At 64.2% G+C, this 24,207-nt stretch carries 23 protein-coding genes; 10 read left to right on the top strand and 13 right to left on the bottom strand.

Features of this window, described 5'->3' with window-relative positions:
- Window positions 1-69 precede the first annotated feature (69 nt).
- Together QTJ18_RS09255 and QTJ18_RS09250 are read left to right on the top strand one after the other, a co-directional pair.
- On the top strand, window positions 70-1,107 hold the full coding sequence (locus tag QTJ18_RS09255) for an aldo/keto reductase (protein WP_252751697.1): 1,038 nt from the start codon (window positions 70-72) through the stop codon (window positions 1,105-1,107).
- Window positions 1,108-1,342: 235 nt separating this feature from the next.
- The gene (locus tag QTJ18_RS09250) at window positions 1,343-2,170 is read left to right on the top strand and encodes an aldo/keto reductase (protein WP_252751698.1); all 828 of its coding nucleotides are present in this window, start codon (window positions 1,343-1,345) and stop codon (window positions 2,168-2,170) included.
- A gap of 42 nt (window positions 2,171-2,212) precedes the next feature.
- Here the strand turns inward: QTJ18_RS09250 and QTJ18_RS09245 are convergent, their stop codons facing one another.
- Entirely contained in the window at window positions 2,213-3,793 is a 1,581-nt protein-coding gene (locus tag QTJ18_RS09245; RefSeq protein ID WP_252751699.1) for a protein adenylyltransferase SelO, read from the bottom strand.
- Window positions 3,794-4,049: 256 nt separating this feature from the next.
- On the opposite strand from QTJ18_RS09245, the gene QTJ18_RS09240 reads away from it, so the two are divergent.
- Entirely contained in the window at window positions 4,050-4,694 is a 645-nt protein-coding gene (locus tag QTJ18_RS09240) for an outer membrane protein (protein ID WP_252751700.1), read from the top strand.
- Between the two features lie 121 nt (window positions 4,695-4,815).
- On the opposite strand, the gene QTJ18_RS09235 is transcribed toward QTJ18_RS09240, so the two are convergent.
- From QTJ18_RS09235 to QTJ18_RS09205, 7 genes are all read right to left on the bottom strand, one after another.
- Window positions 4,816-5,022, bottom strand: coding sequence for a heavy-metal-associated domain-containing protein (locus QTJ18_RS09235; protein ID WP_252751701.1), 207 nt, complete (start codon window positions 5,020-5,022; stop codon window positions 4,816-4,818).
- Between the two features lie 23 nt (window positions 5,023-5,045).
- Window positions 5,046-5,480: a Cu(I)-responsive transcriptional regulator gene (gene cueR / locus QTJ18_RS09230; RefSeq protein WP_252751909.1), complete on the bottom strand. Its 435-nt coding sequence runs from the start codon at window positions 5,478-5,480 to the stop codon at window positions 5,046-5,048.
- A gap of 58 nt (window positions 5,481-5,538) precedes the next feature.
- Window positions 5,539-8,043: a heavy metal translocating P-type ATPase gene (locus QTJ18_RS09225; RefSeq protein ID WP_252751702.1), complete on the bottom strand. Its 2,505-nt coding sequence runs from the start codon at window positions 8,041-8,043 to the stop codon at window positions 5,539-5,541.
- Between the two features lie 276 nt (window positions 8,044-8,319).
- Window positions 8,320-8,622, bottom strand: a complete 303-nt coding sequence (locus tag QTJ18_RS09220) for a helix-turn-helix domain-containing protein (protein ID WP_252751703.1) — start codon at window positions 8,620-8,622, stop codon at window positions 8,320-8,322.
- Window positions 8,585-8,995: a type II toxin-antitoxin system RelE/ParE family toxin gene (locus QTJ18_RS09215; protein ID WP_252751704.1), complete on the bottom strand. Its 411-nt coding sequence runs from the start codon at window positions 8,993-8,995 to the stop codon at window positions 8,585-8,587. Before QTJ18_RS09215 ends, QTJ18_RS09220 begins: the two co-directional genes overlap by 38 nt.
- Window positions 8,996-9,250: 255 nt before the next feature.
- Window positions 9,251-10,153 (bottom strand): NAD-dependent epimerase/dehydratase family protein, encoded by a 903-nt coding sequence (locus QTJ18_RS09210; RefSeq protein WP_252751705.1) that lies wholly within the window; start codon window positions 10,151-10,153, stop codon window positions 9,251-9,253.
- Window positions 10,154-10,337: 184 nt separating this feature from the next.
- A complete protein-coding gene (locus QTJ18_RS09205) occupies window positions 10,338-10,796 on the bottom strand; it encodes a YcgN family cysteine cluster protein (protein WP_252751706.1) in 459 nt (152 codons plus the stop codon).
- A gap of 252 nt (window positions 10,797-11,048) precedes the next feature.
- On the opposite strand from QTJ18_RS09205, the gene QTJ18_RS09200 reads away from it, so the two are divergent.
- The 3 genes from QTJ18_RS09200 to QTJ18_RS09190 all read left to right on the top strand — a co-directional run bounded on the left by QTJ18_RS09200 (window position 11,049) and on the right by QTJ18_RS09190 (window position 14,722).
- The gene (locus QTJ18_RS09200) at window positions 11,049-13,274 is read left to right on the top strand and encodes a transglycosylase domain-containing protein (protein ID WP_252751910.1); all 2,226 of its coding nucleotides are present in this window, start codon (window positions 11,049-11,051) and stop codon (window positions 13,272-13,274) included.
- Window positions 13,275-13,596: 322 nt separating this feature from the next.
- Window positions 13,597-14,181 (top strand): DUF1214 domain-containing protein, encoded by a 585-nt coding sequence (locus QTJ18_RS09195; protein WP_252751707.1) that lies wholly within the window; start codon window positions 13,597-13,599, stop codon window positions 14,179-14,181.
- Window positions 14,174-14,722: a DUF1254 domain-containing protein gene (locus QTJ18_RS09190; RefSeq protein WP_252751911.1), complete on the top strand. Its 549-nt coding sequence runs from the start codon at window positions 14,174-14,176 to the stop codon at window positions 14,720-14,722. The genes QTJ18_RS09195 and QTJ18_RS09190 overlap by 8 nt, the downstream gene beginning before the upstream one ends.
- 53 nt (window positions 14,723-14,775) lie before the next feature.
- Here the strand turns inward: QTJ18_RS09190 and QTJ18_RS09185 are convergent, their stop codons facing one another.
- Window positions 14,776-14,964 (bottom strand): hypothetical protein, encoded by a 189-nt coding sequence (locus tag QTJ18_RS09185; RefSeq protein ID WP_252751708.1) that lies wholly within the window; start codon window positions 14,962-14,964, stop codon window positions 14,776-14,778.
- A 939-nt stretch (window positions 14,965-15,903) separates the two neighbouring features.
- Here QTJ18_RS09185 and QTJ18_RS09180 point away from each other — a divergent pair.
- Window positions 15,904-16,854 (top strand): DUF2336 domain-containing protein, encoded by a 951-nt coding sequence (locus tag QTJ18_RS09180; RefSeq protein ID WP_252751709.1) that lies wholly within the window; start codon window positions 15,904-15,906, stop codon window positions 16,852-16,854.
- A gap of 486 nt (window positions 16,855-17,340) precedes the next feature.
- Here QTJ18_RS09180 and QTJ18_RS09175 read toward each other — a convergent pair whose 3' ends face one another.
- Entirely contained in the window at window positions 17,341-17,682 is a 342-nt protein-coding gene (locus tag QTJ18_RS09175; RefSeq protein ID WP_252751710.1) for a DUF1491 family protein, read from the bottom strand.
- 187 nt (window positions 17,683-17,869) lie between these two features.
- Here QTJ18_RS09175 and QTJ18_RS09170 point away from each other — a divergent pair, with 187 nt between their 5' ends.
- Window positions 17,870-18,103, top strand: coding sequence for a TraR/DksA C4-type zinc finger protein (locus QTJ18_RS09170; RefSeq protein WP_252751711.1), 234 nt, complete (start codon window positions 17,870-17,872; stop codon window positions 18,101-18,103).
- An 84-nt stretch (window positions 18,104-18,187) separates the two neighbouring features.
- On the opposite strand, the gene QTJ18_RS09165 is transcribed toward QTJ18_RS09170, so the two are convergent.
- Entirely contained in the window at window positions 18,188-19,222 is a 1,035-nt protein-coding gene (locus QTJ18_RS09165; RefSeq protein ID WP_252751712.1) for a peptidoglycan-binding domain-containing protein, read from the bottom strand.
- A complete protein-coding gene (locus tag QTJ18_RS09160) occupies window positions 19,194-20,732 on the bottom strand; it encodes a sensor histidine kinase (protein ID WP_252751713.1) in 1,539 nt (512 codons plus the stop codon). The genes QTJ18_RS09165 and QTJ18_RS09160 overlap by 29 nt, the downstream gene beginning before the upstream one ends.
- 502 nt (window positions 20,733-21,234) lie before the next feature.
- On the opposite strand from QTJ18_RS09160, the gene QTJ18_RS09155 reads away from it, so the two are divergent.
- Both QTJ18_RS09155 and QTJ18_RS09150 read left to right on the top strand, forming a co-directional pair.
- Window positions 21,235-21,765, top strand: a complete 531-nt coding sequence (locus QTJ18_RS09155) for a DUF5330 domain-containing protein (RefSeq protein ID WP_252751714.1) — start codon at window positions 21,235-21,237, stop codon at window positions 21,763-21,765.
- A gap of 214 nt (window positions 21,766-21,979) precedes the next feature.
- Entirely contained in the window at window positions 21,980-22,411 is a 432-nt protein-coding gene (locus QTJ18_RS09150; protein ID WP_252751715.1) for a SufE family protein, read from the top strand.
- Between the two features lie 48 nt (window positions 22,412-22,459).
- Here the strand turns inward: QTJ18_RS09150 and QTJ18_RS09145 are convergent, their stop codons facing one another.
- Window positions 22,460-24,130: a helicase HerA-like C-terminal domain-containing protein gene (locus tag QTJ18_RS09145; protein WP_252751716.1), complete on the bottom strand. Its 1,671-nt coding sequence runs from the start codon at window positions 24,128-24,130 to the stop codon at window positions 22,460-22,462.
- Window positions 24,131-24,207 lie beyond the last annotated feature (77 nt).

Here is a 24,207-nt window from a genome sequence, read left to right as displayed (position 1 = left end):
CACCGCCCTTCCCCCAAATGACCGCCGCTGGCCGATGCCAGGGCTTGGCAAATCGAAAGGAACAGCATCATGGAGTATCGCAATCTCGGCCGATCCGGCCTGAAAGTGCCCGTTCTCAGCTTCGGCGCCGGAACCTTCGGCGGCTCCGGCCCGCTGTTCGGCGCCTGGGGCACGACCGATGTCGAGGAGGCGAAACGGCTTGTCGCCATCTGCCTCGATGCCGGCGTCAATCTCTTCGATACGGCCGATGTCTATTCCGACGGCGCTTCGGAGGAGGTTCTGGGCCAGGCGATCAAGGGCCGGCGGGAAGAGGTACTGATTTCCACCAAGGCCGGCCTGCCGACAGGCCCCGGTCCGAACGATTGGGGAAGCGCGCGGAGCCGGCTGATCGCCTCCGTCGACGCGGCCCTCAGGCGGCTTGGCACCGATCGTATCGATATTTTCCAGCTGCATGCCTTCGATGCGTCGACGCCCGTGGAGGAGGTCGTGTCAACGCTCGATCGGCTTGTCCAGGCAGGCAAGCTCCGCTATGTCGGCGTCTCGAATTTTTCCGGCTGGCAGGTGATGAAATCGCTTGCCGCCGCCGACCGCCACGGTCTTACGCGCTATGTCGCCCATCAGGTCTATTATTCGCTTCTGGGACGGGATTACGAGTGGGACCTGATGCCGCTTGCGGCGGATCAGGGGCTCGGCGCACTGGTCTGGAGCCCGCTCGGCTGGGGACGGCTGACCGGCAAGATCAGCCGTTTAAAACCCATTCCTCCGGAAAGCCGCCTGCACCAGACGGCGGAATTCGGTCCACCCGTCGAGGAGGCGCATCTTTATAAAGTGGTCGATGCGCTGGAGGAGGTCGCCGGCGAGCTCGGCAAAAGCGTGCCGCAGGTGGCGATCAACTGGTTGACCCGGCGTCCGACGGTCGCCTCTGTCATCATCGGTGCGCGCAATGAGGAGCAGCTGCGCCAGAATCTCGGCGCGATCGGCTGGAGCCTGACGCAGGAGCAGATTGCAAGGCTCGATGCGGCCAGCGCCGTCACCGCGCCCTATCCGCACTTTCCCTATCGCCGCCAGGAAGGCTTTGCAAAGCTCGATCCGCCGCTCGCCGGCTGAGGGGCGCTGCCGCGCCAGCAGGGCTGGCGGGAGGCCGGCCCCGAAAATCGCCCGTACCTTCCCTCGAAAGGACCCTTAGAAAGAGGGACGATGGCCCGGGCCGCGCTCATGGCGCAGACCGTTCCGGTTGATCCTGCGGCCCGGCGGCCCATCTTATACCAATGTCCCCGGCATTCTGGTTGTCGGCCGCTGCGCCGCCGGCCCCTTGATCGTCAAAACCTCCACAGGAGATATCATGCATAAAGTCAACGCCAATGGCGCCCAGATTCCCGCTCTCGGTTTCGGCACGTTCCGCATGCCTGGCGCGGATGTGATGCGGGTCCTGCCGAAGGCACTCGAGCTCGGTTTCCGCCATGTCGACACGGCGCAGATCTACGGCAACGAAGCGGAGGTCGGCGCCGCGATCGCGCAATCCGGCATTCCCCGCGACGAGATCTTCCTCACCACCAAGGTCTGGGTCGACAAGTTCGCCCACAAGGATTTCATCGCTTCGGTGGATGAGAGCCTGAAGAAACTGAAGACAGATCATGTCGACCTGCTGCTGCTGCACTGGCCGCAAAGCGATGTGCCGCTGGCCGAGCGCATGGGCAGCCTGAACGAGGTGAAGCGAGCCGGCAAGGTCCGCAATATCGGCATTTCCAACTTCAACATCGACATGATGAAGGAGGCCGCCGCGGCCTCGGAGGCGCCGATCGCGACGAACCAGGTGGAATATCATCCCTATCTCGACCAGTCGAAGCTGCTGGCGGCGGCACGGAGCGAGGGCATTTCCCTCACCGCCTATTATCTGATGGCGGATGGACGCGTTCCCAAGGATCCCGTTCTGCAGGAGATCGGCAGCCGGCACGGCAAGACGGCCGCCCAGGTCGTGCTGCGCTGGGCCGTGCAGCAGGACGGCGTGATCGCGCTGTCGAAGACGGCGACGGAGAGCCGGCTGAAGGAGAATTACGACGTCTTCGATTTCGAGCTTTCCGACGCGGACATGCAGGCGATCCACGGCCTTGCCAGGGCCGATGGGCGGATCGTCAATCCCGCCCATCTGCGCCCGCCGCATTGGGATTGACCGGCAGGCCGGGCCCTTGCGGCGCCGTTTCCCACCCCGCAATCAGGTGCCGCAGAAGGTTCTCAGCACGCGCTCCTCATCCCGCGGCGCCTCGGTGAATTCGGCATGATCGGGCCGGTCGCCATAGGGATCCGACACCGCCTCCAGGAGACGGTTGAAGGGGGCAAGATCACCCTCGGAGGCGGCGACAATCGCCGCCTCGATCCGATGATTGCGGGGAATGATGGCCGGATTTGTCCTTCGCATCCGCGCCGCCCGTTCAACGGCGCCATCTTCTCCCGAAAACCGCGCCCGCCAGAGCGGCAGCCAGGCTTCCGCCTTCTGCCAGGGGGCAAAGCCTTCCAGGAAGGCGGCTTCGGCTTCGAGCCGCCGCCTGTCATCCGGCTGGTCAGCCGGCGTCTCGTCCGGCCTTTCATCGCCAGTGCGCGTGGTCGCATCCTGCCGCCCCGCCTGGCCGCCGCCCGCCCGGGCTGCGGCGGCATCGGCGGCTGCCAGATCACACAGGCGCCGGAAGGTGAGCGTGAAATCCGCCCGCCCATCCTGCATGGCCGACAGCAGGGCCTGAACCAGCTCGGCATCCTCCGGCTCTTCCGTTTCCAGCCCGAGCTTTTCGCGGAATGTGGCGATCCAGGCCGCCTGGAAGGTCTCGCCAAAGCCCTTCAGCACGCCATTGGCCGCCTCCACCGCCTTCTGCTCGTCCTCGTCCAGAAGCGGCAGCAGGCATTCGGCCAGCCTTGCGATGTTCCATTGGCCGATGCCCGGCTGGTTGCGATAGGCATAGCGCCCCTGCTGGTCTATCGAGGAAAACACCTTCATCTGGTCGTATTCGTCGAGAAAGGCGCAGGGACCGAAATCGATGGTCTCGCCCGAAATCGTCATATTGTCCGTGTTCATCACCCCGTGGATGAAGCCGACGCCGAGCCAGCGGGCGATCAGTTGCGCCTGACGCCCGGCAACCCGGTTGAGCAGCGCCAGATAGGGCGCCTCGCTTCCGGCGAGATCCGGATCATGCCGGGAGATCACGTAATCGGCGAGGCTTCTGAGGCCCTCCACATCGCCGCGCGCGGCAAAATACTGGAACGTGCCGACGCGGACATGGCTCGCCGCGACGCGGGTGAAGATCGCGCCCGGCTGCACGGTCTCGCGATAGACCGGATCGCCCGAGAGCACCGCCGCCAGCGCCCTGGTGGCCGGAATGCCGAGCGCGGCAAAGGCTTCCGACACGATATATTCGCGCAGCACCGGTCCCAGAGCCGCGCGTCCATCGCCCCGGCGGGAAAACGGCGTCGGCCCCGCGCCCTTCAGCTGGATGTCCCGGCGGATCCCCGCCTCGTCCACCACTTCGCCTAGAAGGATGGCCCGCCCATCGCCGAGCTGCGGGACGAACTGGCCGAACTGATGGCCGGCATAGGCCATGGCTAGCGGGGATGCGCCAGGCGGCAAGGTGTTGCCCGAAAAAATTTCGGCCAGGCGCTGCGGGTCGGTCTCGTCAAGGTTCAGGCGCAGATTTTCTGCAAGCGCCCGGTTGAAGGCAATCAGCACCGGCGCCGAAACCGGCTCCGGATAGACGGACGAGAAAAACCGGTCGGGCAGACGGGAATAGGAATTATCGAACGGAAACAATGGCTTTCTCCTTCGGCACGGCGGCTTTCGGCAAGCGGTGCGTGGGCTTTTCAGGCTTTGGATATGGGGCTCTGCCGGTCAAGCGCAAGCGCTGCATGGCCCTCTTCGAGGTGACGTCAAGGGGGCGATGGAGCCGGTTTCGACAGGGCCAAGAGGGCCTGGCCTCTCAATCATGATCCTGTGTTGTATATTAGCTACAGCCAAAACAGTCTGGCGCCCTACATCCAGTTCAGTCTCGTTAAAAGGGAATGACACCATGAAGAAAATCCTCCTCCTTGCCACTGGCGTTGCTCTCATCAGCTCCTCCGCCGCCTTCGCCGCCGATGCGGTTTACGAAGTTCCGGAAGCTCCTGTCGCACAGGAAGTTGTCGTACCCACCTTCTCCTGGACAGGTGGTTATGTCGGTATCCACGGCGGCTACGGCTGGGCCGATGGCGACTTCTCGACGGCAGCAACGGGCACGCTTTCCGACGATTTCGACGGCGGTCGCCTCGGTGGCTTCGTCGGCTATAACTGGCAGCTGTCTGGCGGCTTCCTCGTCGGTATCGAAGGCGATGTGAACTACGACTGGAACGACAACGACTACTTCGGCGGCTACAATGTCGACACCGGCTTCTCCGGCTCCGTCCGTGGTCGCGTCGGCTACGCCATGGACCGCGCCCTGCTGTTCGCAGCCGGCGGTTGGACGGCAACCAATGCTTCCATCGAAGGCCCGGGCATCGACTCCAGCGAGACGATGCATGGCTGGACCGTTGGCGGTGGCGTTGATTGGGCCTTCACCGACAAGGTCTTCGGCCGCGTCGAATATCGCTACAACGATTACGGTGACAAGAACATCGGCCCGGTCAATGCCGAGTTCGACCAGCATGTCGTCAATGTCGGCGTTGCTGTAAAGTTCTGATCCAGCCGCTGGCCGGATCATCCGGTCACAGCATGATCGACAGGAGGCCGGCACCCAAGGGTGCCGGCCTTTTTTTCGTGCCATTCCGAGGTGCGGAATGGACGGCGCACAGAGCCGCGGTTCAGGCGAGGCCTGTCCGCTCCGGCGAATAGCCGGCATCGCGAATGGCCTTTTCCGCGCGTGCCGCATCGCCGCCATCCAGGGTGACGCGGTGATTGGCAAGATCGACGGCTACCGGCACGCCGGGCAGCGCACTGTCGAGCGCCTGTTTCACAGTCTGCTCGCAATGGCCGCAGGTCATGTCGGGAACGAGAAAAGTGGTGGTCATGGGTTTCTCCTTGTTATGGGATGTTATTCGGTCCGCTTTGCCTTGCCCGCTCCGCCCATGGGCGGGTCAGCATGGCCGGCGAGATCTTCGAGAATGGGGCAATCGGGTCGGCCATCGCCGCCGCAGCAATGGGCGAGATGTTTGAGCGTGTTCACCATGCCCTGCATCTCGGCGATGCGGCGCTCCAGATCGGCAATGTGATCGACCGCCACCGCCTTGACCGCCGCGCTTTCCCGGTCGCGATCCTGCCAGAGCGCCAAAAGCCGCTCCGTCTCCTCCAGCGAAAAGCCGAGCGAGCGCGCCCGCTTGATGAAGCGCAGCACATGCACCTCGTCAGAGCGGTAGGTGCGGTAGTTATTGCCGGTCCGCACGGAGGGCCGGATCAGGCCGATCCCCTCATAATAGCGGATCATCTTGGCCGAGACGCCGGAGGCCTGCGAGGCCTGGCCGATGGTCATGACCGGATCCTGAGCCTCCGTCATCACTTTTCCCTCCTGCATCACTGGGACTCCTGCTTCACTGGGATTCCTTCAGGTTGACGGTCTTCAACCGCAGCGCATTGGCCAGCACGAAAACGCTGGAAAGCGCCATGGCGCCGGCACCGAGCATCGGCGAAAGCTGGATGCCGAAAGCCGGATACAGGGCACCGGCCGCCAGCGGGATCAGCACGATATTGTATCCGAAGGCCCAGAACAGGTTCTCGCGGATATTGCGCATGGTGGCGCGGCTGACCGCAATCGCATCGACGGCCGCCGTCAGGCTGCCGCCGGACAGGACGACATCGGCGCTTTCGATCGCCACATCCGTTCCCGTCCCGATCGCCAGGCCGATATCGGCCTCGGCCAGCGCCGGCGCATCGTTGATCCCGTCGCCGACGAAGGCGATGCGGCCTTCGCCTTGCCTCGATTGGGCTTTCAGCCGCCGCAGGGCCTCCACCTTGCCGGCCGGCAGGACCTCGGCGACGACTTCGTCGATCCCGACCTTCGCAGCCACCGCCTCGGCCGTGCGGCGGTTGTCGCCGGTCACCATGGCTACAGTGAGGCCCATGGCCTTCAGGCGCCGGATGGCGTCGCGGCTGTCCGGCTTCACAGGATCGGCAATGGCGAGGATCGCCGCGAGCCGGCCGTCGATGGCGGCGTAGATGGGTGTCTTGCCGTCATCGGCGAGCCCTTCGGCCTCGGCCTTGAAGGCCTCCACCGAAAGGCCAAGCCTCTGCATGAAGCGATCGGCGCCCACGCATATCCGCTGGCCGGCCACGCGTGCCTCGATCCCGTAGCCGGCGGCGGCCTGGACATCTTCAGCCGCAGGCACGGCAAGGCCGCGCGCCCTGACCGATGCGACAATGGCCTCGGCCAGCGGATGTTCGGAGCGCGCCTCCACGGCCGCGATGGCAGACAGCACAGCCTCCTCCTCAAACCCCTCGCTCAGACGGATATCGGTGAGTTCCGGCCTGCCCCTGGTGACGGTTCCGGTCTTGTCCAGCACTACATGGGTGACAGCCTGCAGGTCCTGCAGCGCATCGCCCTTGCGGAAGAGGACGCCCAGATCTGCGGCGCGGCCGGTGCCGACCATGATCGAGGTTGGCGTTGCGAGACCCATGGCGCAGGGGCAGGCGATGATCAGGACCGCGACGGCCGCCACCAGCGCATGCGGCACCACCGGCTCCGGCCCGACCAGCAGCCAGACGAGGAAAGTCAGCGCGGCCACCGCCATGACCGCCGGAACGAACCAGGCGGTGATGCGGTCGACCATGGCCTGGATCGGCAGCTTGGCGCCCTGAGCCTGCTCCACGAGGCGGATCACCTGTGCCAGCATGGTGTCCGCACCGACTTTTTCGGCGCGAAACCGAAAGCTGCCGGTGCCGTTGATCGTGCCGCCGGTCACGGATGCGCCGGCGGTCTTTTCCACCGGCAGCGGCTCGCCGGACATCATGGATTCATCGACATTCGAGGCGCCGTCGATCACCTGGCCATCGACGGCGATGCGCTCGCCCGGCCGGACGATCAGGATATCGCCCACCTCCACCGCATCCGCCGGGATATCGACGGTCTCGCCATCGCGCTCCACCCGTGCGGTCTTGGCCTGCAGGCCGACCAGCCGCTGAATGGCCGCGCCGGTGCGGCCGCGGGCGCGTGCTTCCAGGAGCCGCCCGGTGAGGATGAGCGTGACGATGACGGTGGCCGCCTCGAAATAGACGAAGCGCGAAGCCACCGGCAGAAGATGCGGCGCAAAGGTGGTGACGGTGGAATAGAGATAGGCCGCCAGCACGCCGATCGCCACCAGCGCATTCATTTCCGGCGCGCCGCGCAGAAGCGCCGGAATGCCGCTTTTGAGGAAGCGGAAACCGGGGCCGAAAATCACGGCCGTGGCCAGCACGAAATAGGTGTAATGAAGCCATTGCGGATCGATCACCGTCATCAGCCAGTGATGGAAGGGCGGATAGAGATGGCCGCCCATTTCGCCGATGAAGAGGGGAAGGGTGAGGACCGCGGCAATCACGAGATCGCGCTTCAGCCGGCCCGCATCCTCATCGTGATGGCTGTGGCCGTGATTCTGGCCGGCAGACTCTGGAGCCACCGCCTTTGGCCGCTCCAGAAGAAAGCCTGATTGGCGCAGGGCCTTGGCGGCCGCCTGCCGGCTATCGCGGCCGAAGGCTTCCACCGTAACCGCAGCCGAACCCGGCGCCGCACTCACCGAGACGAGACCGGAAAGACCGCCAAGGGCGGCCTTTACCTGATCCGGCCCTTCGGCGCCAAGCGGTTCTTCAAGCGTGAGCGTGACGCTCTCGGCCTTGGGCTGATAGCCGGCCTTGCGAATCGCATCGGCCAGGGCCGGGGCGGAAAATCCCTCGCCCGGCTCCACCGTCAGGCTTTCGCTGGCGAAATTCACCGAACTCCTGGCAACGCCCGGCACTTTCGCGGCAGCATTTTCGACGCGCCTGACGCAGGAGGCGCAGCTCATGCCCTCCACTTCGATGGTCAGCGGATGGGCGGCTTGAATGCGGACGGCAGTGTCACTCATGGCATGGAATCCTTCACGTTCCATGCTCAGATAGGGCTTCCCATCATGGGAAGGTCAAGGCCGCGGCGGAAGAAAATGCGGGCAGTGGGCGGTAGGCAATGGGCAGTGGGGAGCGAATAGCGAATAGGGAGTAGGGAGTAGGGAGTAGGGAGTAGGGAGTAGGGAATGGGGTTAGCGGTCAGGGAAAGCCAGCTTCAGTTCTCGCGGTACGCGGCACACGCCCCTCACCCGGCTGGAATCGATCGCCGGTTGACCACAAGTTTCGGCTGCACGTCCCTAGCGAAGGATATCCAGCCCTTTACGCTCAACGAGATCGAGAATCTTGACAGCGGTGCTACTCGGCTTCTTGGTTCCCTGTTCCCACGCTGCAACGGTGATCTTCTTCACGTTGATGAAGCTTGCAAATACAGCCTGGCTTGCTTTCGTTCCGGCCCTGATCCGCTTGATGTCCTCAGGGGAATAATCACGCAAAGGAGGGAGGCAGAGCGCGTCGAATTCCCGCATCGTGACATCATCGACGAAACCGGCATGCCGCAATCGCTCAGCAGACGTGTGGACGTTCTTCAGTATGCGGCTCATGGCAGTCAATCTCCAGTATCGCGTTCTTCCCAATCATCTCGGCAAGCGTCTTGTTATCGGCAAGCATATAGATGTCACACAACTTGCGAAGCGCGAGCTTTTCACTCTTGCTGATGTTGTCGGCCTCGTTCTTGGCAAATCCATGCACGAAAATCAGCCGATCAGCCTGTCTGTGGCCGACAAGCGTGCGGTAGCTTCCCGACTTTCCCCGACCGGGCGCAGCAACCCGCTTTTTCAGCAGGAAGCCGCCGAGCCTGGCATCAATCAGGCCGTTTTCGATCTCTCTTGCGGCGACACAGAGCGTCGCATCCGTCACGTCGTATGCGACCGCCCAGTTGTGGAATTCCACATCCTTCAAAACCCTGACTGACAATTTATATATCACTCCGTGATACAGAAAGCAAGAGAGGCATTTAATGTTCTGTCAGTATTCCAAGGTACGTTGCTGTTAAAATCCGCGGCTATTCTTTAACTCCAAATCACTCGACGGCCCAAGACAGTAAATCTGACATAATGCCGATCGCGCGCCTCTCCTTTTCGAGCCACTGCCTGCAAACTACTCGCTATTCGCTACCCACTGCCTATTGCCTATTGCCTATTGCCTATTGCCTATTGCCTACCCCCTTCTCTACCCCCTGCCCTCCGACACGTAGTTGCGCCAGTCGTGCTCCTCCCGGAAGCCGAGCATGCTGCGGATCTTGGCATTGCTGATCGGCGCCTGATATCCGTCGAGATCGCCGCTGATCGGCGTCTTCGGCGCCCATTTGGCCAGGAAGTCGCGCGTCGGTTCGGAGGCGGTGATGGTGTCGTTGACGGCGTTGAACACCTGGAATCCCAGCCCGTCCTTTTCCACGCACAGATGCACGATCTGGCCGAGATCGCGGGCATCGATATAGCTCCAGGCATTGCGCTTGCGCATCGGCGGATTGGCGAGATAGGCGGGAAATTGCGCGTAATCCTCCGGCGCGACGACATTGCCGATCCGCAGCGCGTAGATATCGGCCGAAAAGCGCATGGCAAAGGCGCGGGCCGTCTTCTCGTTCACCACCTTCGACAGGCCGTAGCTGTCCATCGGATCGACATCGTAATCCTCGGTCAGCGGAAAGGCGTGGTAATCCTTGTCGCCTTCGGCAAAGCAGACGCCATAGGTCGTCTCGCTGGAGGCGATGATCACCTTGGCGATGCCAAGCTTCATCGCCGCCTCGATGACATTGTAGGTGGAGGTGACGTTTTCGGCGAAGGTGACATTGTCCGGCCGGATGAGAATGCGCGGAATGGCGGCGAAATGCACCACCGCATCCACCCGGGCCGGGCCATCGCCGCTTTCCAGGCCGGCAAAGCCGAAATGCTGCGACAGCGCGTTGAAGACTTCGCCCGACTGGGTGAGATCGGTGATCAGCGTCTGCACCGCGCCGCCCGGAAACGGGTTTCGGTCGAGATTGATCACCTCATGCCCGCGTTCGATGAGAGAGGGAATGACGTGACGCCCGGCCTTGCCGCTGCCGCCGGTAAAGATGATCCGCTTGCCCATAAAGGCTCCTCCGCTGACGTAATGCCTGGCGCAGAGATAGGGGAGCCAAGGAGAAATGGGAATGGGGCCGGCACTCGGCTGGCTCGCTCCAAAGCCCGCCCGTCACAAACCCTGCCCGTCACAAGGCCCACCCGCCGCAAGGCCTCTGCCAGGCCCGCGCGCGCGCGCCCCAAGGCTTTGAGCCCTAGCCCTTTTCTCCGACATGCAGCGGCCAGTCGACGAGATAATCCTCGAAATCCTCGACATCCACCTCCTCTTCCGAAATGGTGCGGCCCCTGGCGGAAATGCCCGCCTGGTGCACCGTATCCGGATCGCCGGAGACGAGCGGATGCCACCAGTAGAGATCCTCGCCCTCGCGAAACAGCCGATAGCCGCAGGTGGGCGGCAGCCATCCGATGTCGCGCACCGCCTCCGGCGTCAGCTGGATGCAATCGGGCACGGTTGCCTGCCGGTTCTCGTAATCCTTGCAGCGGCATGACGTGCCGTCCAGCAGGCGACAGGCGACCGAGGTGAAGGCCACCTCGCCCGTCTCCCAATCCTCCAGCTTGTTGAGGCAACAGAGCCCGCAGCCGTCGCAGAGGCTTTCCCACTCCGCCGGCGTTAACTCTTCAAGGCTTTTCGTCTTCCAGAACGGATTTTGCATCTTGTTTTTTTCAGCACTGCCTGACCATATTCCAGAAGGGCGGCACCGTGCCAAACCGACACGCGCCTGTGGATAGCCAAGGCCTGTCAACCTATTGTCAGCCATTGCGCCTCTATGGTGCGCCTCGACAGGGATAGTGCGATGGCTTTTCGTCTTTCGTAAGGAAGCCGTCAAGCGGCGTGGCGAAAACCGCCCGTATGGCAAGTGAAGGAAGATCAGAACGTGCAGGACGATCCCGATCGCGGCTCGGAGATGCGACCGAAACGGCGCCACCTTTTGCTGCGCCTCGACAGCTGGATTGATTCGACCGTTTGGAACCTCGGCTTCAAGCTGGGCGAGATCTGGGAAGAAGTCACGATCTTCTCGCGCAAGTTCCGCGTCCGCGGCACCAAGCGGGTGCTTGTCGAACTGGCGGATGAGGGATTGACCTTCGGCACCGCCGGCTTCGTGCTGCTTCTGGCGCTCGCCATTCCCGCCTTCGAGGAAACCAAGGAAGATTGGCGCTCGCGCGGCGATTTTGCCGTCACCTTTCTCGACCGCTATGGCAGCGTGGTCGGCCATCGCGGCATCATCCACGAAGACAGCGTGCCGATCGACCACCTGCCCGACCATCTGGTCAAGGCGGTGCTGGCCACCGAGGACCGCCGCTTCTTCGACCATTTCGGCATTGATTTCTTCGGCCTCCTGCGCGCGATGAGCGAGAATGCCCGCGCCGGCGGCGTCGTGCAGGGTGGCTCCACCATCACCCAGCAGCTGGCGAAGAACCTTTTCCTCACCAATGAACGCTCGCTCGAGCGCAAGATCAAGGAAGCCTTCCTGGCGCTCTGGCTGGAGGCCAATCTCTCCAAGAAGGAGATCCTGCGGCTCTATCTCGATCGCGCCTATATGGGCGCCGGCACGTTCGGTGCCGCGGCGGCGGCGCAATTTTACTTCGGCAAGCCGATCACCGACGTCAATCTGGCGGAGGCCGCCATGCTGGCCGGCCTGTTCAAGGCGCCGGCCAAATATGCCCCGCATGTGAACCTGCCGGCGGCGCGCGGCCGCGCCAATGAAGTGCTGACCAATCTCGTCCAGAGCGGCCTGATGACCGAGGGCCAGGTGGTTGCCGCAAGGCGCAATCCGGCCAGCGTCGTGGACCGGGCCGACAAGGTGGCGCCCGATTATTTCCTCGACTGGGCCTTCGAGGAGGTGCAGAGGCTGGCCGCCCAGGGCAAATTGAAGAAACATTCGGTGGTGGTGCGCACCACGATCGACATGGGCCTGCAGCAGGCCGCCGAAGAAGCGACCGAATCCTCGCTGCGCGAATTCGGCGAGGCCTACAAGGTCAAGCAGGGCGCGCTGGTGATGATCGAGCATGGCGGCGCCGTGCGGGCCATGGTCGGCGGGCGCGATTATGGCGAGAGCCAGTTCAACCGCGCCACCAAGGCGCTGCGCCAGCCGGGCTCCTCCTTCAAGCTCTATACCTATACCGCGGCCATGGAGAAGGGATTCACGCCGGAATCGGTCGTCTCGGATGCGCCGATCACCTGGCGCGGCTGGTCGCCGCAGAATTACGGCCGCTCCTACAAAGGGCGCGTCTCGCTGCTCTCGGCCATGGCACAATCGCTGAACACGGTGCCGGTGCGGCTGGCCAAGGATGAGCTCGGCATCGACGTCATCGTCGAGACCGCCCGCAAGATGGGGGTGGAGACGCCGCTGCGCTCGGACAAGACGATCCCGCTCGGCACTTCGGAAGTGACGGTGCTCGACCAGGCCAGCGGCTATGCGGTGATGCCGGCCGGCGGCCTTCAGGCGCAGCGACACGGCATCCAGCAGATCAGCGATTACGAGGGCGAGGTGCTTTATGATTTCGCCCGCGACGAGCCTGCGCCCGCGCGCGTGGTGTCGGAGCAGGCGCTGTCTTCGATGAACCGCATCCTGACCCAGATCCCGGTCATCGGCACCGCCAAGCGCGCAGCCCTCGATGGCGGCATCGTGACCGCCGGCAAGACCGGCACCTCGCAAAGCTACCGCGATGCCTGGTTCATCGGCTATACCGGCAATTACACGACCGCCGTCTGGTTCGGCAATGACGATTTCACCTCGACGAAGAACATGACGGGCGGATCGCTTCCGGCCATGACCTTCAAGAAGCTGATGGATTACGCGCATCAGGGGATCGAGCTGCGCGCCATTCCCGGCATCGACAATCCGCTGCCGAACGGCAATCGCGGCCCGGGCCCGACGCTTGCAGCGGCCGATGGGAAAGCGCCGGCCGGCCAGGCTCGGCAGGCGGGCCAGGCGGCAGCAGGCGGCCAGGGAGGCCAGGCGGGTCTTTCCGCGCTCATCCGGCCAAGATCGCTCTCGGCGGAGAGCACGCGGGTGCTGCGCGGCATTGCCGGCGCGCTCTCCACGGCCGAGCCGCTGACACAGCCGGTGCGGCAAGTGGCCGAGGTCACCGTGCGCGGCAGCCTCGACCCGGCCAAGGCAAAGCCTTGACCGCACGGTCCGGCAGATGTTGGATTTTGGCACAGCGGGGATTTTCTTGCACCACCGTGCTGGAGAATTGGGGAAACTCGCCCATTTTGCCAAAGCGGCAGGATGATCTTGGCTTTGTCCGGGTCTAAGGTCTCCATCATGATCGAAACCCGGCCGGAGGAGCGGGATAGTCGGCGAAAACCACTGCCATATGCTCGCCATCCCGCTCTAGACGTTGACGGGCCCGGCCGCCTGCGGCATCGCTTTCGATAACGGAACCATTGTCACGCCCGCAACCGCGTCTCACACCCCGAATGTCAACAGCCCCTAGGTCCATTGCCGCTTGTTTCGCCTCCCCCTCCTCGTTGCGCTGAGCCTTGCCATCGCCTTTGGCGCCGGCATCTGGTCCACCCTTGTCGCGCTGGACGCGACGGTGGGCTTCGGCGCCATCCGGCTTGGCGCCTGGGAAGCCTTTCCGCAGGCGCAGACCGAGGCGGCCGATCCTTACGCCAAGGCGCACCGCGCCAATGCCGGGCGCCTCTTGCTCGGCAGTGCCGAGGGCTTGCGCTTTACCGCACGGGTGGATGACAGCAATCGCCAGCTCTCCGGCCAATGCCGCTACCGGCTGGCGGGAGAGACGCCGCCGACACGGCTGTGGACGCTTTACGCGGAAATCGACGGTCGTCCGCCGCTTGCCGATAGCGCGAAGCCTCTGGCGCTGAATTCGCGCAGCGTGATGCGCCAGCCCGATGGCCGTTTCGAGGTCACGATTGCGGCCCTTGCCGCACCCGGCAACTGGATCGCCGTGGAGCGGGACAAGCCCTTCCGCCTGGTGCTGACCTTGCTGGACACGCCGACCGCCGGCAGTTCCGGCCTCATCGACCTGACAATGCCGGCGCTGCAACGCATCGGGTGCGATGATGCTTAGAATTTTGCTGGCCATACTCACCGGACTTGTGGGCGCAGCGCTCCTGCACCTCACCATCATCCTTGCCCTGCCCGGCTTCAGCGAACGCGACGCCTATTCCAAGGTGGTCGGCCAGGGCCAGCCCTTCCAGTTCCATGCGCTCGGCAGCAGGCCGGATCCCGACAGCCTGTCGAAGGATGATCCCTTTCTCGACGTGGCCGTCTGCGCTTTCGACCTGACGGAGGCCCCGGTCCGCCTCTCGGGCGGCAGCGGCGTTCCCTTCTGGTCCCTGGCCACCTTCGACGCGGCCTCCAACGAAACCTTCAGCATCAATGACCGAACCTCCTCGGGCGGCGGTCTCGACGTCATCGTCGCGACGCCGGTGCAGGCGGTGGCCCTGCGCAAGGCCATGCCGGCCAGCCTGATGCAGCCGATCATCGTGGAAGCGCGCGAGGCGCAGGGTTATGCGGTGCTGCGGGCGGCGGCGCCGCGCAAGAGCTTCCGCAAGATGGCCAGCGAATTTCTGGCCGAGGCCGATTGCAGCCCGGTCACCTGGCAGTGAGGCAAGATCCGCCGGCCTGCCGGCGGCGATGATTTAGGGTCCCTTATCCCAGATCAGTGCGTCTTGCCGCTGTCGGCGCGCAGCGACAGGTCGTCCATCGTGCGGTGTGTGACATCTTCGATGCGCTCGTAGCGCACGCCGGTGAACAGCACCACATCGGCACCCTCGCGGCGGTCAAGCCGCAGGAAGCCGCGCTCGGGATGCATGTCGCGCCATTTCTTCAATACAACGATCTCTGCCATGCACGTCTCCTCAAGGGGATTCGAGACGGATGAAGGACGGACCGATTTCACCCTGCCCGCATCTAGGCGGGCTGACGCATCCTTGAATCCAAGGCAGTTTGCGCCTTTCTCGGAGAACCTCGGTTCCGGCGGAACCAAATGGCTCAGCGATACTTTCAACGCACAAGTTGCCCCGGAGTTCACGCCCTTTGGAAGAGAAACCGCAACCGGGTTCGAACCGGCCGACCATCTTGCAAGAGCTGACGCGAAAACCCTGCGTTAACCCGAATTGAACCCCACGCTCCTTAATAAAATGCTAATACTCATCTTCCGTTTTTGACATTTCGCGCAAGTTTGTCGCAGCTCGTCACAAATGCCACACTCACATCACCGCCTGGCCTGTCTTGACCCTGACCCAGCCGTCAGAACGGTTGGGACTTGGAACGACAGGCATGCCGGACCGGCCACAGCTCTCCAGTTTTCCTCCGAAGCTTGCGCCAGGCTTGCCTTGCGCAGGGTTTCAAGGGTTGGCGGAGCAATTATATTAGCCATTGATGATATAACTGTCACACCGCGGCACAAAGCCGGATGTTCCGGGCCCTGAAGTGTGGCCTGTTCCGGCGCAAAAGCCGGCGATCTTCACCAGCGATTAACCCTGTCCTGCCTACAGTCACCTGACGCGGGACATGCCTTGCGGCACGCTGAACGGCAGCGGCAGGGCCGGCAAAGCAGGGGGACTTTCCGGGGCTGGCCGCATGGCACAAGACTTTGGCGAGAGGTCTGCCGGCATGACTTGTCGCGGACAGGCTCTGCCGGCGGCTGGATCGCCGGCGGATTGGGTCGCCCGCGAATTGGGTTCGAGTGTCTATCATTTTTGTATGTGCGTTGGTGGATGAGTGCGTGGACCGGTATCGTGATCTTGAGAGGCCGCAGGCGATGCGTAGAAAGGATGTGGTCCTGATGGCCACGGTATCGAGTTTCGAGGACCTCGAGCATCCCAGCAAACCCGAGCTCCGGCAATTTGCCGAATTGTTCTCGCCGCTCTTCGACGCCTCCAGCCCGGAGGCGCGCCGCCAGGCCGTTGCGGCACTGGCGCGCTCGCGCCATGTGCCCTCGGCCGTCGCCTTCTTCATCGGCTGTCAGCCGATCGCGATTTCCGCCGCCTTCCTCTCACAATCCCCCAGCCTCTCCGACGAGGCTCTGATCACCATTGCCCGCACGCAGGGTGCCGATCATGCCCGCGCCATCGTGCGCCGCGATCAGCTGTCACCGGCCGTGATCGACGCGCTGGTCGGGTTGCGCCAGAGCCGCGATCTTTCCCGGCCGCCGCGCCCGGTTGCGGAGGAGGCCGGCGTGGCCGAGGCGAGCAGCGACGCCCTTGCGATGCCCCAAAACGCACCGGACCTCACTGAGCAAGCCCGGTTCCACAGCGATGCGCGATTGTCCCGCGAGGAGGCGCTGCGCAATACCATCAAGCAGATGGCGCAGAGCCAATCCGCCCATACGGCCGAGCGCCTCGGCCTGCGCACCGTGACGCCGGTTCAGGAGGCGCTGCTGACGCGCTTTGCCCGTGCCCGCGAGGCCGATGCCTTTGCCACCACGCTATCCGACACGCTGTCGGCGAGCCGCTGGCTTTCCGAGCGGATCATGCTGGATATTTCCGGCCACCAGCTCGCCACCACGCTGAAGGGCATCGGGATGGAGCAGACGGATTCGCTGGCGATCCTGGAACAGCTTTACGGCCACCTGCGCGAAAAGGTTGGCGGCGTGACCCGCAGCGCGATCCTGTGGGATCAGCTGGACGAGAATGAGTGCGGCCGGCGGGTCGAGGCCTGGCGGCGCGCCGATCGCTACACCTATGCCGACCAAACAGCCGCGACGCCGGCTGCTCGCCCTGCCCGCTCGGCCTAGAGCGCGGCCAGGAAAAGTGGGAACCGGTTTTCCGTCCGGGCGCGCGGGAAAAAAGCGCGGCCAGGAAAAGTGAAACCCGGTTTTCCGTCCGGACGCGCGGGGAAAAAGCGCGGCCAGGAAAAGTGGGAACCGGTTTTCCGTCCGGGCGCGCGGGAAACAAGCGCGGCCAGGAAAAGTGGGAACCGGCTTTCCGTCCGGACCCGCGGGGAAAAAGCGCGGCCAGGAAAAGTGGGAACCGGTTTTCCGTCCGGACCCGCGGGAAACAAGCGCGGCCAGGAAAAGTGGGAGCCGGTTTTCCGTCCAGACGCGCGGGAAACAAGCGCGGCCAGGAAAAGTGGAACCCGGTTTTCCGTCCGGACGCGCGGGGAAAAAGCGCGGCCAGGAAAAGTGGGAACCGGTTTTCCGTCCGGGCGCGCGGGGGAAAAAGCCAAGCAGACAGAGTTTTCGCAGCGTCCCGTTCTGACCGAACGGTGCAAGAGCGGCGGCTCACGGCTGCCCGTCGGTCACCTCGATCAGATCGCCGATATCGTCGATCTCCAGCTCGACCAGCCAAAGATCCGGATCGAAGCGGCGCTCCTTCTCCATCAGCGCGGCGACCGCGTCCGGCTCGGCGCGGGTGAGACGCCGTTCGAAACGACGCGCACCGCCCTCATCCGCCAGGATCTGCGGCGCCGGGCCGAAAAGATCCTCCAGGCCGTCGCGGTGGCGCTGGCGGATGAAGATGGCGCCCGCCTCGTCGGCGCCGCGATGGTCTACGGCGGCAAATCCCCCCATGGAGAAGACCCGCCGGATCAGGGCGGAGACGACGAGATCGCTTCTAAGTCGCATATATCCTGTTCCTGCTCCTATGGAGTTGCGGCCAAAGCCGGTTGGGGCACGGCACTGTGGCGCCCGCCTCCGCCCGGCGCAAGCTTGACGTGGTAGCGGTCGGCCGCATCGTCTGTATCGAGACATCGGTCGCGAGAGAAACCCGCAACCAGAACGGTTCTTGCCCTTTGCAGCATCTGGAGGCCCCATGGCGAAATACAAATATCCGCACCATCTCGTCCAAAGCGATGTCAGCGCCTTTGACAAGGACTGGCTGCCGGGGCAGATCACGCTGAATGCCGGCATTTATCGCTGCAAGACCTGCGGCGACGAGATCGTCGTCGGCCGGCGCCAGCCGATCCCCACCGCTCATCACGAGCATCCGGTCCTGGGACCGGTGGTTTGGCAATTGCTGGTCTTCGCCCAGGAGCATCCGCGCTGAGGTTTTCCAAGCGGCACGCGGCTTGAAAGGCTCCGTGGCGGGTCCGGCGGAGAGCGTCCGGACGCCGCCTTGCTAAACCTTGCTTTACAGGGCTCCGATGGATTTCAGCTTCTTCAGCACGGCATCGGAAGGTTCGCCCGTTTCGGCCAGGCGATAATGTTTCTGGAAATGGCGGATGGCGGCACGCGTCTGGGCGCCGGCCACGCCATCCACCTGCACATCGGTATAGGCGATATTGGCGAGGCCGCGCTGGATCTGCATCACCAGATCGACATCAGCCAGCGGAAGCCCGTTGCTGGCGGCATTGGTGATCTGCGCCGCGACCTGGTCCTCCTGCCTGGCGCTGGCGGACTGCGCCACCTCGCGCGGGGGCTGCGGAGCGGCCGAGGGCGGCTTTGGCGGGGCTGCGGCCGGCCGGCGTTCGGCCGCCCGGATTGCCACGGCCACCGGATCTTCCGCCTTGAGGTCTCCGGCAGGACGCTGCAGGGGCACCACGACGCGGTTGGGCGGCACGTCTGCACCGGGCGCCGGTGTTTGCGGCGCGGCGGTTTGCAGCGAGGCCTGACCCGGGTTCTGCACCGGGTTGTGCGCCGGGTCTTTTGTCAGGTCGGGGGTCGAGAGGGCCGGCATGGTTGCCGCCTGCCGGGTGACCAGCGGATCCTCGAACGGGGCCGACCGGCTGCCGGTCGCAGCCGTGGCCTCCGGCAGGTCGACCGGCACGGGACGGGCCGACGGGCCGCCCTCCGGCTGGTTCGCGGGCCGCTCGGCCAGGTCCTGGCGTTCGATATGAAATGTCGTGACGTCTCCCGCCGGTTCGCGCGGCGCCGGCCGGTAGCCGGCAATGGCATCGGGATGTTCGGCATCGCGGGTCCGCAGGAAAGGGTGCGGATGGCCGCCCGGCTGGTACCAGAGCGCATTGGCCATGACGAAACTGCCGGCCACCGCCACGCAAAGACTGCCGCCCACGCCGCGCGGATGGCGCAGGGCATAGCGGCAGGCTGAAGACAGCAGGCCCGGCAGCAGGCGTTTCAGCACGCTGCCCAGCACGCCGGGTTCCCGGCCAAAGTCCTTCACCGGCTTCTTGCGTCGGTCAGGCGCTTTTCGCTTTCGCGCGGTCATGCGCAAATCCCTGTTCTTGCGTTGCCGCCACGTCCTGCGTCTTTCGCAGGCGTGGCGGAAATTCCACCGCCCCGTCCTCCTCGCATGCGATGCTCGAACTCTGCGGCCCCTCCAGCGGCAGCGTGACGGTTACCACGGTTCCTTCCCCCAGGCGACTTTCGATCGCGAATTGTCCACCATGCAGCGAGACCAGTCCCTTGACCAGCGACAGGCCGAGCCCCGTGCCTTCATAGGCGCGGTTGTAATCGCCCTGCACCTGCGTGAAGGGCTGGCCCAGCCGGTCCATCTTGTCGGCGGCGATGCCGATGCCGGTATCGCTGACGACAATGACGAGAGTGCGGCCGCGTTCCTCGGCATCGATGGACACGACGCCGCCCGCCGGCGTGAACTTCACCGCATTGCCGGTGAGGTTGATGAGGATCTGCTGGACGGCCCGCCGATCGGCCACGACATCGCCCAGACCGCGGGCGATCCGCGTTGTGAGGGTGACGCCCTTGTTGCGGGCCTGCAGATCCAGCATGGCGCGGCAGGTTTCCACCGCCTCCGCAATGCGGAAGGGCTCGGTGATCAGCTCGTAGCGCCCCGCCTCGATACGGCTCATATCCAGCATGGTGTTGACGACGGAGAGAAGATGGCCGCCCGACTGCCGGATCAGCGAGACATATTCGCGCTGACGCTCATTCTGCAGGGCGCCGAAATATTCGCCGGCCAGCACGTCGGAAAAGCCGAGAATGGCGTTCAGCGGCGTTCTGAGCTCGTGGCTGACGGCAGCCAGGAAGCGGGATTTCGTTTCATGGGCAGAGGCGGCTTCGGCCGTGCATTCGACGATCTCCTCGCGCAGGCCGGCCTCGATCGAGGCATCGCGCATCTGGACGAGCACCGGGTGGAGACCGGGTTCGCCGCCTGCCATGGCCGACAGATCGAGCCGCACCGGCAGGAACTGGCGCCCGCCCTGCGGATCGAACCCCTGTTCGACACGCGCATCCACCGAGACGCTGCGCTGGCCGAGACGCAGCGCGTCCAGCGCCTGGGCAACGGCGATGCGATCTGAAACATGCACGAGTTCGGCAAGCGCCAGGCCGCGCGGATCTCGCCGGCCGGCCGGCAACATGGCCTGCTCGCGGCCGCCGATCCTGGAGATGACGCCCTGCGCATCGCACAGGAGCATCACGCCCGGGCAGGCGTCGAAGATGGCGTCCGCCGCATCGGCAGCCGGCGTTTCGAGAGCATCCTGGGGCCGCAGCAGGAAGAGGCCGGCGGCGGAAAAGGAGAGAAGAGTTGCCAGCATCAGCGCCGCGCCGACCGGAGCGCCGAGCGCCGGGCCAAGCGCCAGACCGGCGGCGAAAGGCAGCATGATGAGGCAGGCGCCGCACAGCACGGCCAGACGGCGCAGGTTCGCCACATCGCCGAGGCGCATGGTGTCGCCCCTGCCGAGCTGCTTCATCCAGCCGAGCACGAGACGGTCAGTCCCGCCGGCCAGCTTTCCGCCGATGTCTTCGAATACGCGCAACGCAATTACCTAATACCGCGAATCTTGATGGCACGACCATAGGCGTCAGCGACTTAAGGAAACTATAAAAGAAGAGGTCCGGAAGGGGGTGGGAAGGCCGGAAACAGGCCCTCTGCCTGTGCCGGAACGAAGCAATTCCGCTTGTGGTTAACAGGGCGTAAGCAGCGGATTTTCTTCAATTTTCGGCAATTCGTTAAGGATTGGGGCAAAGCCTGTGCAAGAAAAGGCGGCAACCGCTGACGCACTGCCGCATTTATGCTTAACGGCGAATGCTAAAAAGCTCCGGAAAGGGCTGTTTCGGAGAGGATGCGGCGGGTTCGATAAAATTCGAGACAAATTTGCGTCAAATCGCAGCTTTTACCGCAAGGGGACGTTTCGAATGGGCCGCTAGGGTGGTTTCACGTCAAGACCGGCAGACGGAAACTGACGCAGACATAGACGCAGAGACAAGGGCGCCGAAGACAGGCGCTCAAGAGAAGTCGACCGGGACAGGTGAACGAAGATGTGGTTCCTGATCAAGACGACACTGGTATTTGGAGCAGGCCTTGTTGCGCTGTCCTATTTCAGCCAGGCGCCGCAGGCGACCGCGGAGGGAGAGGCACATCCGCTGCAGCTGACCGACGCGCTGTCGGCCGCGGCCGGAGCCTATTCCTATGTCAGCGGTCTGTGCGCCGAAAAGCCGGATGTCTGTGAGACCGGAGCCGAAACCTTCACCGCACTTGCCATCCGGGCCAGGGAAGGCGCACGCGTCGCCTATGACTTCCTCGACACGCAGTTTCCTTCCTCGGCAACCTCCTCTGGGGCCGCCTCTGAAAATGGTGCGGCCAGACAGCCGGCGCCCGCCGCTTCGCTTGCACAAGACCGGATGGCCGTGCCGAAGATCACCGTCGTCAGCGCGGCCGATGCACCCGCCACCCTTCAACCCTTTCCGCCCAAGCCGTCCCAGGCTCGCGTGACCGGCGCCATTGCAGCCGCCGACGGCGTGGTGACCGGCACCGTTCCTTTGCCCAGCCCCCGGCCGGACACCCGCTGAAACTGCGCAAGCCCGCTGAAACTGCGAATCTCGCAAGGCCAGCTGGAAGACCTTCCCTTTCGTTGACACCCCACTTGCGCCGAGATCCCTCGACGCCTGATCTGCCCAACTCAATCAGCGCCTGCTGACGCCGCGTGACCCTGTCATGCGGCGTTTTTTTTCGTTTTCGCCGCGGCCGGAGGTGCCTATATAGAGCGGAGACAAAGGATAAGACATGAGCAGCATCGACCAGATCATCGACGATTTCGCCTTCCTGGACGACTGGGAGGACCGCTACCGCTATGTGATCGAGCTGGGCAAGGCGCTACCGGAGCTGGCGGCGGATAAGCGCACGGCGGAAAACAAGGTGAATGGCTGCGCCAGCCAGGTCTGGCTGGTCTCCCATCGGCAGGCGGGCGGCGATGGCGCGGATCCGGTGCTGACCTTCGAGGGCGATTCCGATGCGCATATCGTGCGCGGCCTGGTGGCGATCGTCCTGGCGGCGGTGTCCGGCAAGCATGCCTCCGACATTGCCGATATGGACATTATCGGCATTTTCGACCGGATCGGACTGGTGGAAAACCTCTCCTCGCAGCGCGCCAACGGCCTTCGCTCAATGATCAAGCGCATCCGCGAAGAGGCCGCGACGATCGCCACGGCATCCTGACGCGGAATCGCATGGACGGATCCCCATGATCAGGGGTCCCGCCCCGCATCAGCGCTTCAGGCTGCCCAATATCCCGCGCACCAAAGCACGGCCGATCTGGTTGGCGACCGAGCTTGCGACGGAGCGGGCCGCGCTTTTCATGGCCGCCTCGATCACCGTTTCCCGCTGATAGCCGGATGCCCGGCCGCCGGAGGTGGAGCGCCGCTTCGGCCGGTCGGTGCCGAGCGCCTCCTCCACCGCATCGCCGAAACCCGGCAGCGACCAGCGCCCGGCCGCGCTGTCGCGGGTCTCGTCTTCCCCGCTCTCTCCCTGCCGGTTGCCGCCCTCCGGGCGGCCGTCATTTCCGGCGTTCCGCCCATCCGGGGGCGAGGCGGGATCGAGCCGCGCCCGCTCCGGCACGGGCGCCCCGGCGGCCTTTTCGGCGCGCGCGGTCAGGATCTCGAAGGCCGATTCGCGGTCGAGATCCTTGTCATATTGTCCTGCCACCGGGCTCTCTGCGATGATCTGGCGGCGTTCCTCGTCGCTCAGCGGCCCTATGCGCGCCGAAGGCGGCCGGATCAGCGTACGCTCGACCATGGATGGCGCACCCTTGCCCTCCAGCGTGGAGACGAGCGCCTCGCCGGTGCCGAGCTGGGTGATCACCTCGTCCGTCTTGAAATCCGGATTGGGGCGGAAAGTATCGGCCGCCGTCTTCACCGCCTTCTGCTCGCGCGGGGTATAGGCGCGCAGGGCATGCTGCACGCGATTGCCGAGCTGCGCGAGCACCGTTTCCGGCACGTCGAGCGGGTTCTGGGTGATGAAATAGACACCGACGCCCTTGGAGCGGATCAGCCGCACCACCTGTTCCACCCGTTCCAAAAGCACTTTCGGCGCTTCCGAGAAGAGCAGATGCGCCTCGTCGAAGAAGAAGACCAGCCGCGGCTTTTCCGGATCGCCCACTTCCGGCAATTCCTCGAAAAGTTCCGACAGCAGCCAGAGCAGGAATGTGGCGTAGAGCCTGGGATTCATCATCAGCCGGTCGGCAGCCAGAACCGATACGACGCCGCGTCCGTCCTGGGTGGTGCGCATGATATCGGTGATTCTCAGCGCCGGCTCGCCGAAGAAATGCTCGGCGCCCTGCTGTTCCAGCACCAGCAGACCCCGCTGCAGCGACCCGATGGAAGCCTTGGAGACAAAGCCGTAGCGCTTGGAAATCTCGCCGGCATGATCGGCCATATAGGTCAGCAGCGCCTGCAGGTCCTTCAGGTCGAGCAGGGCCAGCCCGCCCTCGTCGGCAATCTTGAAGGCGATGTTGAGGACGCCTTCCTGCGCATCCGTGGCATCCATCAGCCGCGCCAGGAGAAGCGGGCCCATTTCGGCGATGGTGGAGCGGACGCGATGGCCTTTTTCGCCATAGAGATCCCAGAAGATGGTGGGGAAGGCGGCATTGTCATAATCGGCGAATTCGATCTGCTCCGCCCGCTTCAGCAGGAAATCCTTGGGCTCGCCCAGGGCGGCAATGCCTGAGAGGTCGCCCTTGATATCGGAACAGAAGACCGGCACGCCGGCCTGCGAAAATCCCTCCGCCAGGATCTGCAAAGTGACGGTCTTGCCGGTGCCGGTGGCGCCGGTGATGAGGCCATGGCGATTGCCGAATTTCAGCGTGAGGAATTCGGCCTTCTTCAGCCTGTCGTCCGGATGACGGCTGCCGCCGATGAAGAGTTTTCCCGCCTCGTCCATGCAACCGCCCTTCCCTCAATTCGTTTGTCCCTTGCGCATGTATAGGTCGAGGCCAAGGGAACGGCAACACGCATCGC

The organism is Rhizobium sp. SSA_523, from assembly GCF_030435705.1.
GTDB lineage: Bacteria > Pseudomonadota > Alphaproteobacteria > Rhizobiales > Rhizobiaceae > Neorhizobium.
Note: the sequence above shows the minus strand (reverse complement) of the source record. Positions and strands in the feature narration are given on the sequence as shown.

Bases quoted from the DNA above. Each gene is read 5' to 3' on its own strand.
- QTJ18_RS09170 (WP_252751711.1), top strand. From the start codon at position 17,870: ATGGCGAAATACAAATATCCGCACCATCTCGTCCAAAGCGATGTCAGC.
- QTJ18_RS09155 (WP_252751714.1), top strand. From the start codon at position 21,235: ATGTGGTTCCTGATCAAGACGACACTGGTATTTGGAGCAGGCCTTGTT.
- QTJ18_RS09225 (WP_252751702.1), bottom strand. From the start codon at position 8,043: ATGAGTGACACTGCCGTCCGCATTCAAGCCGCCCATCCGCTGACCATC.
- QTJ18_RS09235 (WP_252751701.1), bottom strand. From the start codon at position 5,022: ATGACCACCACTTTTCTCGTTCCCGACATGACCTGCGGCCATTGCGAG.
- QTJ18_RS09200 (WP_252751910.1), top strand. From the start codon at position 11,049: ATGCGACCGAAACGGCGCCACCTTTTGCTGCGCCTCGACAGCTGGATT.
- QTJ18_RS09175 (WP_252751710.1), bottom strand. From the start codon at position 17,682: ATGCGACTTAGAAGCGATCTCGTCGTCTCCGCCCTGATCCGGCGGGTC.
- QTJ18_RS09205 (WP_252751706.1), bottom strand. From the start codon at position 10,796: ATGCAAAATCCGTTCTGGAAGACGAAAAGCCTTGAAGAGTTAACGCCG.
- QTJ18_RS09150 (WP_252751715.1), top strand. From the start codon at position 21,980: ATGAGCAGCATCGACCAGATCATCGACGATTTCGCCTTCCTGGACGAC.
- QTJ18_RS09180 (WP_252751709.1), top strand. From the start codon at position 15,904: ATGGCCACGGTATCGAGTTTCGAGGACCTCGAGCATCCCAGCAAACCC.
- QTJ18_RS09220 (WP_252751703.1), bottom strand. From the start codon at position 8,622: ATGAGCCGCATACTGAAGAACGTCCACACGTCTGCTGAGCGATTGCGG.
- QTJ18_RS09165 (WP_252751712.1), bottom strand. From the start codon at position 19,222: ATGACCGCGCGAAAGCGAAAAGCGCCTGACCGACGCAAGAAGCCGGTG.
- QTJ18_RS09240 (WP_252751700.1), top strand. From the start codon at position 4,050: ATGAAGAAAATCCTCCTCCTTGCCACTGGCGTTGCTCTCATCAGCTCC.
- QTJ18_RS09250 (WP_252751698.1), top strand. From the start codon at position 1,343: ATGCATAAAGTCAACGCCAATGGCGCCCAGATTCCCGCTCTCGGTTTC.
- QTJ18_RS09255 (WP_252751697.1), top strand. From the start codon at position 70: ATGGAGTATCGCAATCTCGGCCGATCCGGCCTGAAAGTGCCCGTTCTC.
- QTJ18_RS09190 (WP_252751911.1), top strand. From the start codon at position 14,174: ATGCTTAGAATTTTGCTGGCCATACTCACCGGACTTGTGGGCGCAGCG.
- QTJ18_RS09185 (WP_252751708.1), bottom strand. From the start codon at position 14,964: ATGGCAGAGATCGTTGTATTGAAGAAATGGCGCGACATGCATCCCGAG.
- cueR (WP_252751909.1), bottom strand. From the start codon at position 5,480: ATGACCATCGGCCAGGCCTCGCAGGCCTCCGGCGTCTCGGCCAAGATG.
- QTJ18_RS09210 (WP_252751705.1), bottom strand. From the start codon at position 10,153: ATGGGCAAGCGGATCATCTTTACCGGCGGCAGCGGCAAGGCCGGGCGT.
- QTJ18_RS09145 (WP_252751716.1), bottom strand. From the start codon at position 24,130: ATGGACGAGGCGGGAAAACTCTTCATCGGCGGCAGCCGTCATCCGGAC.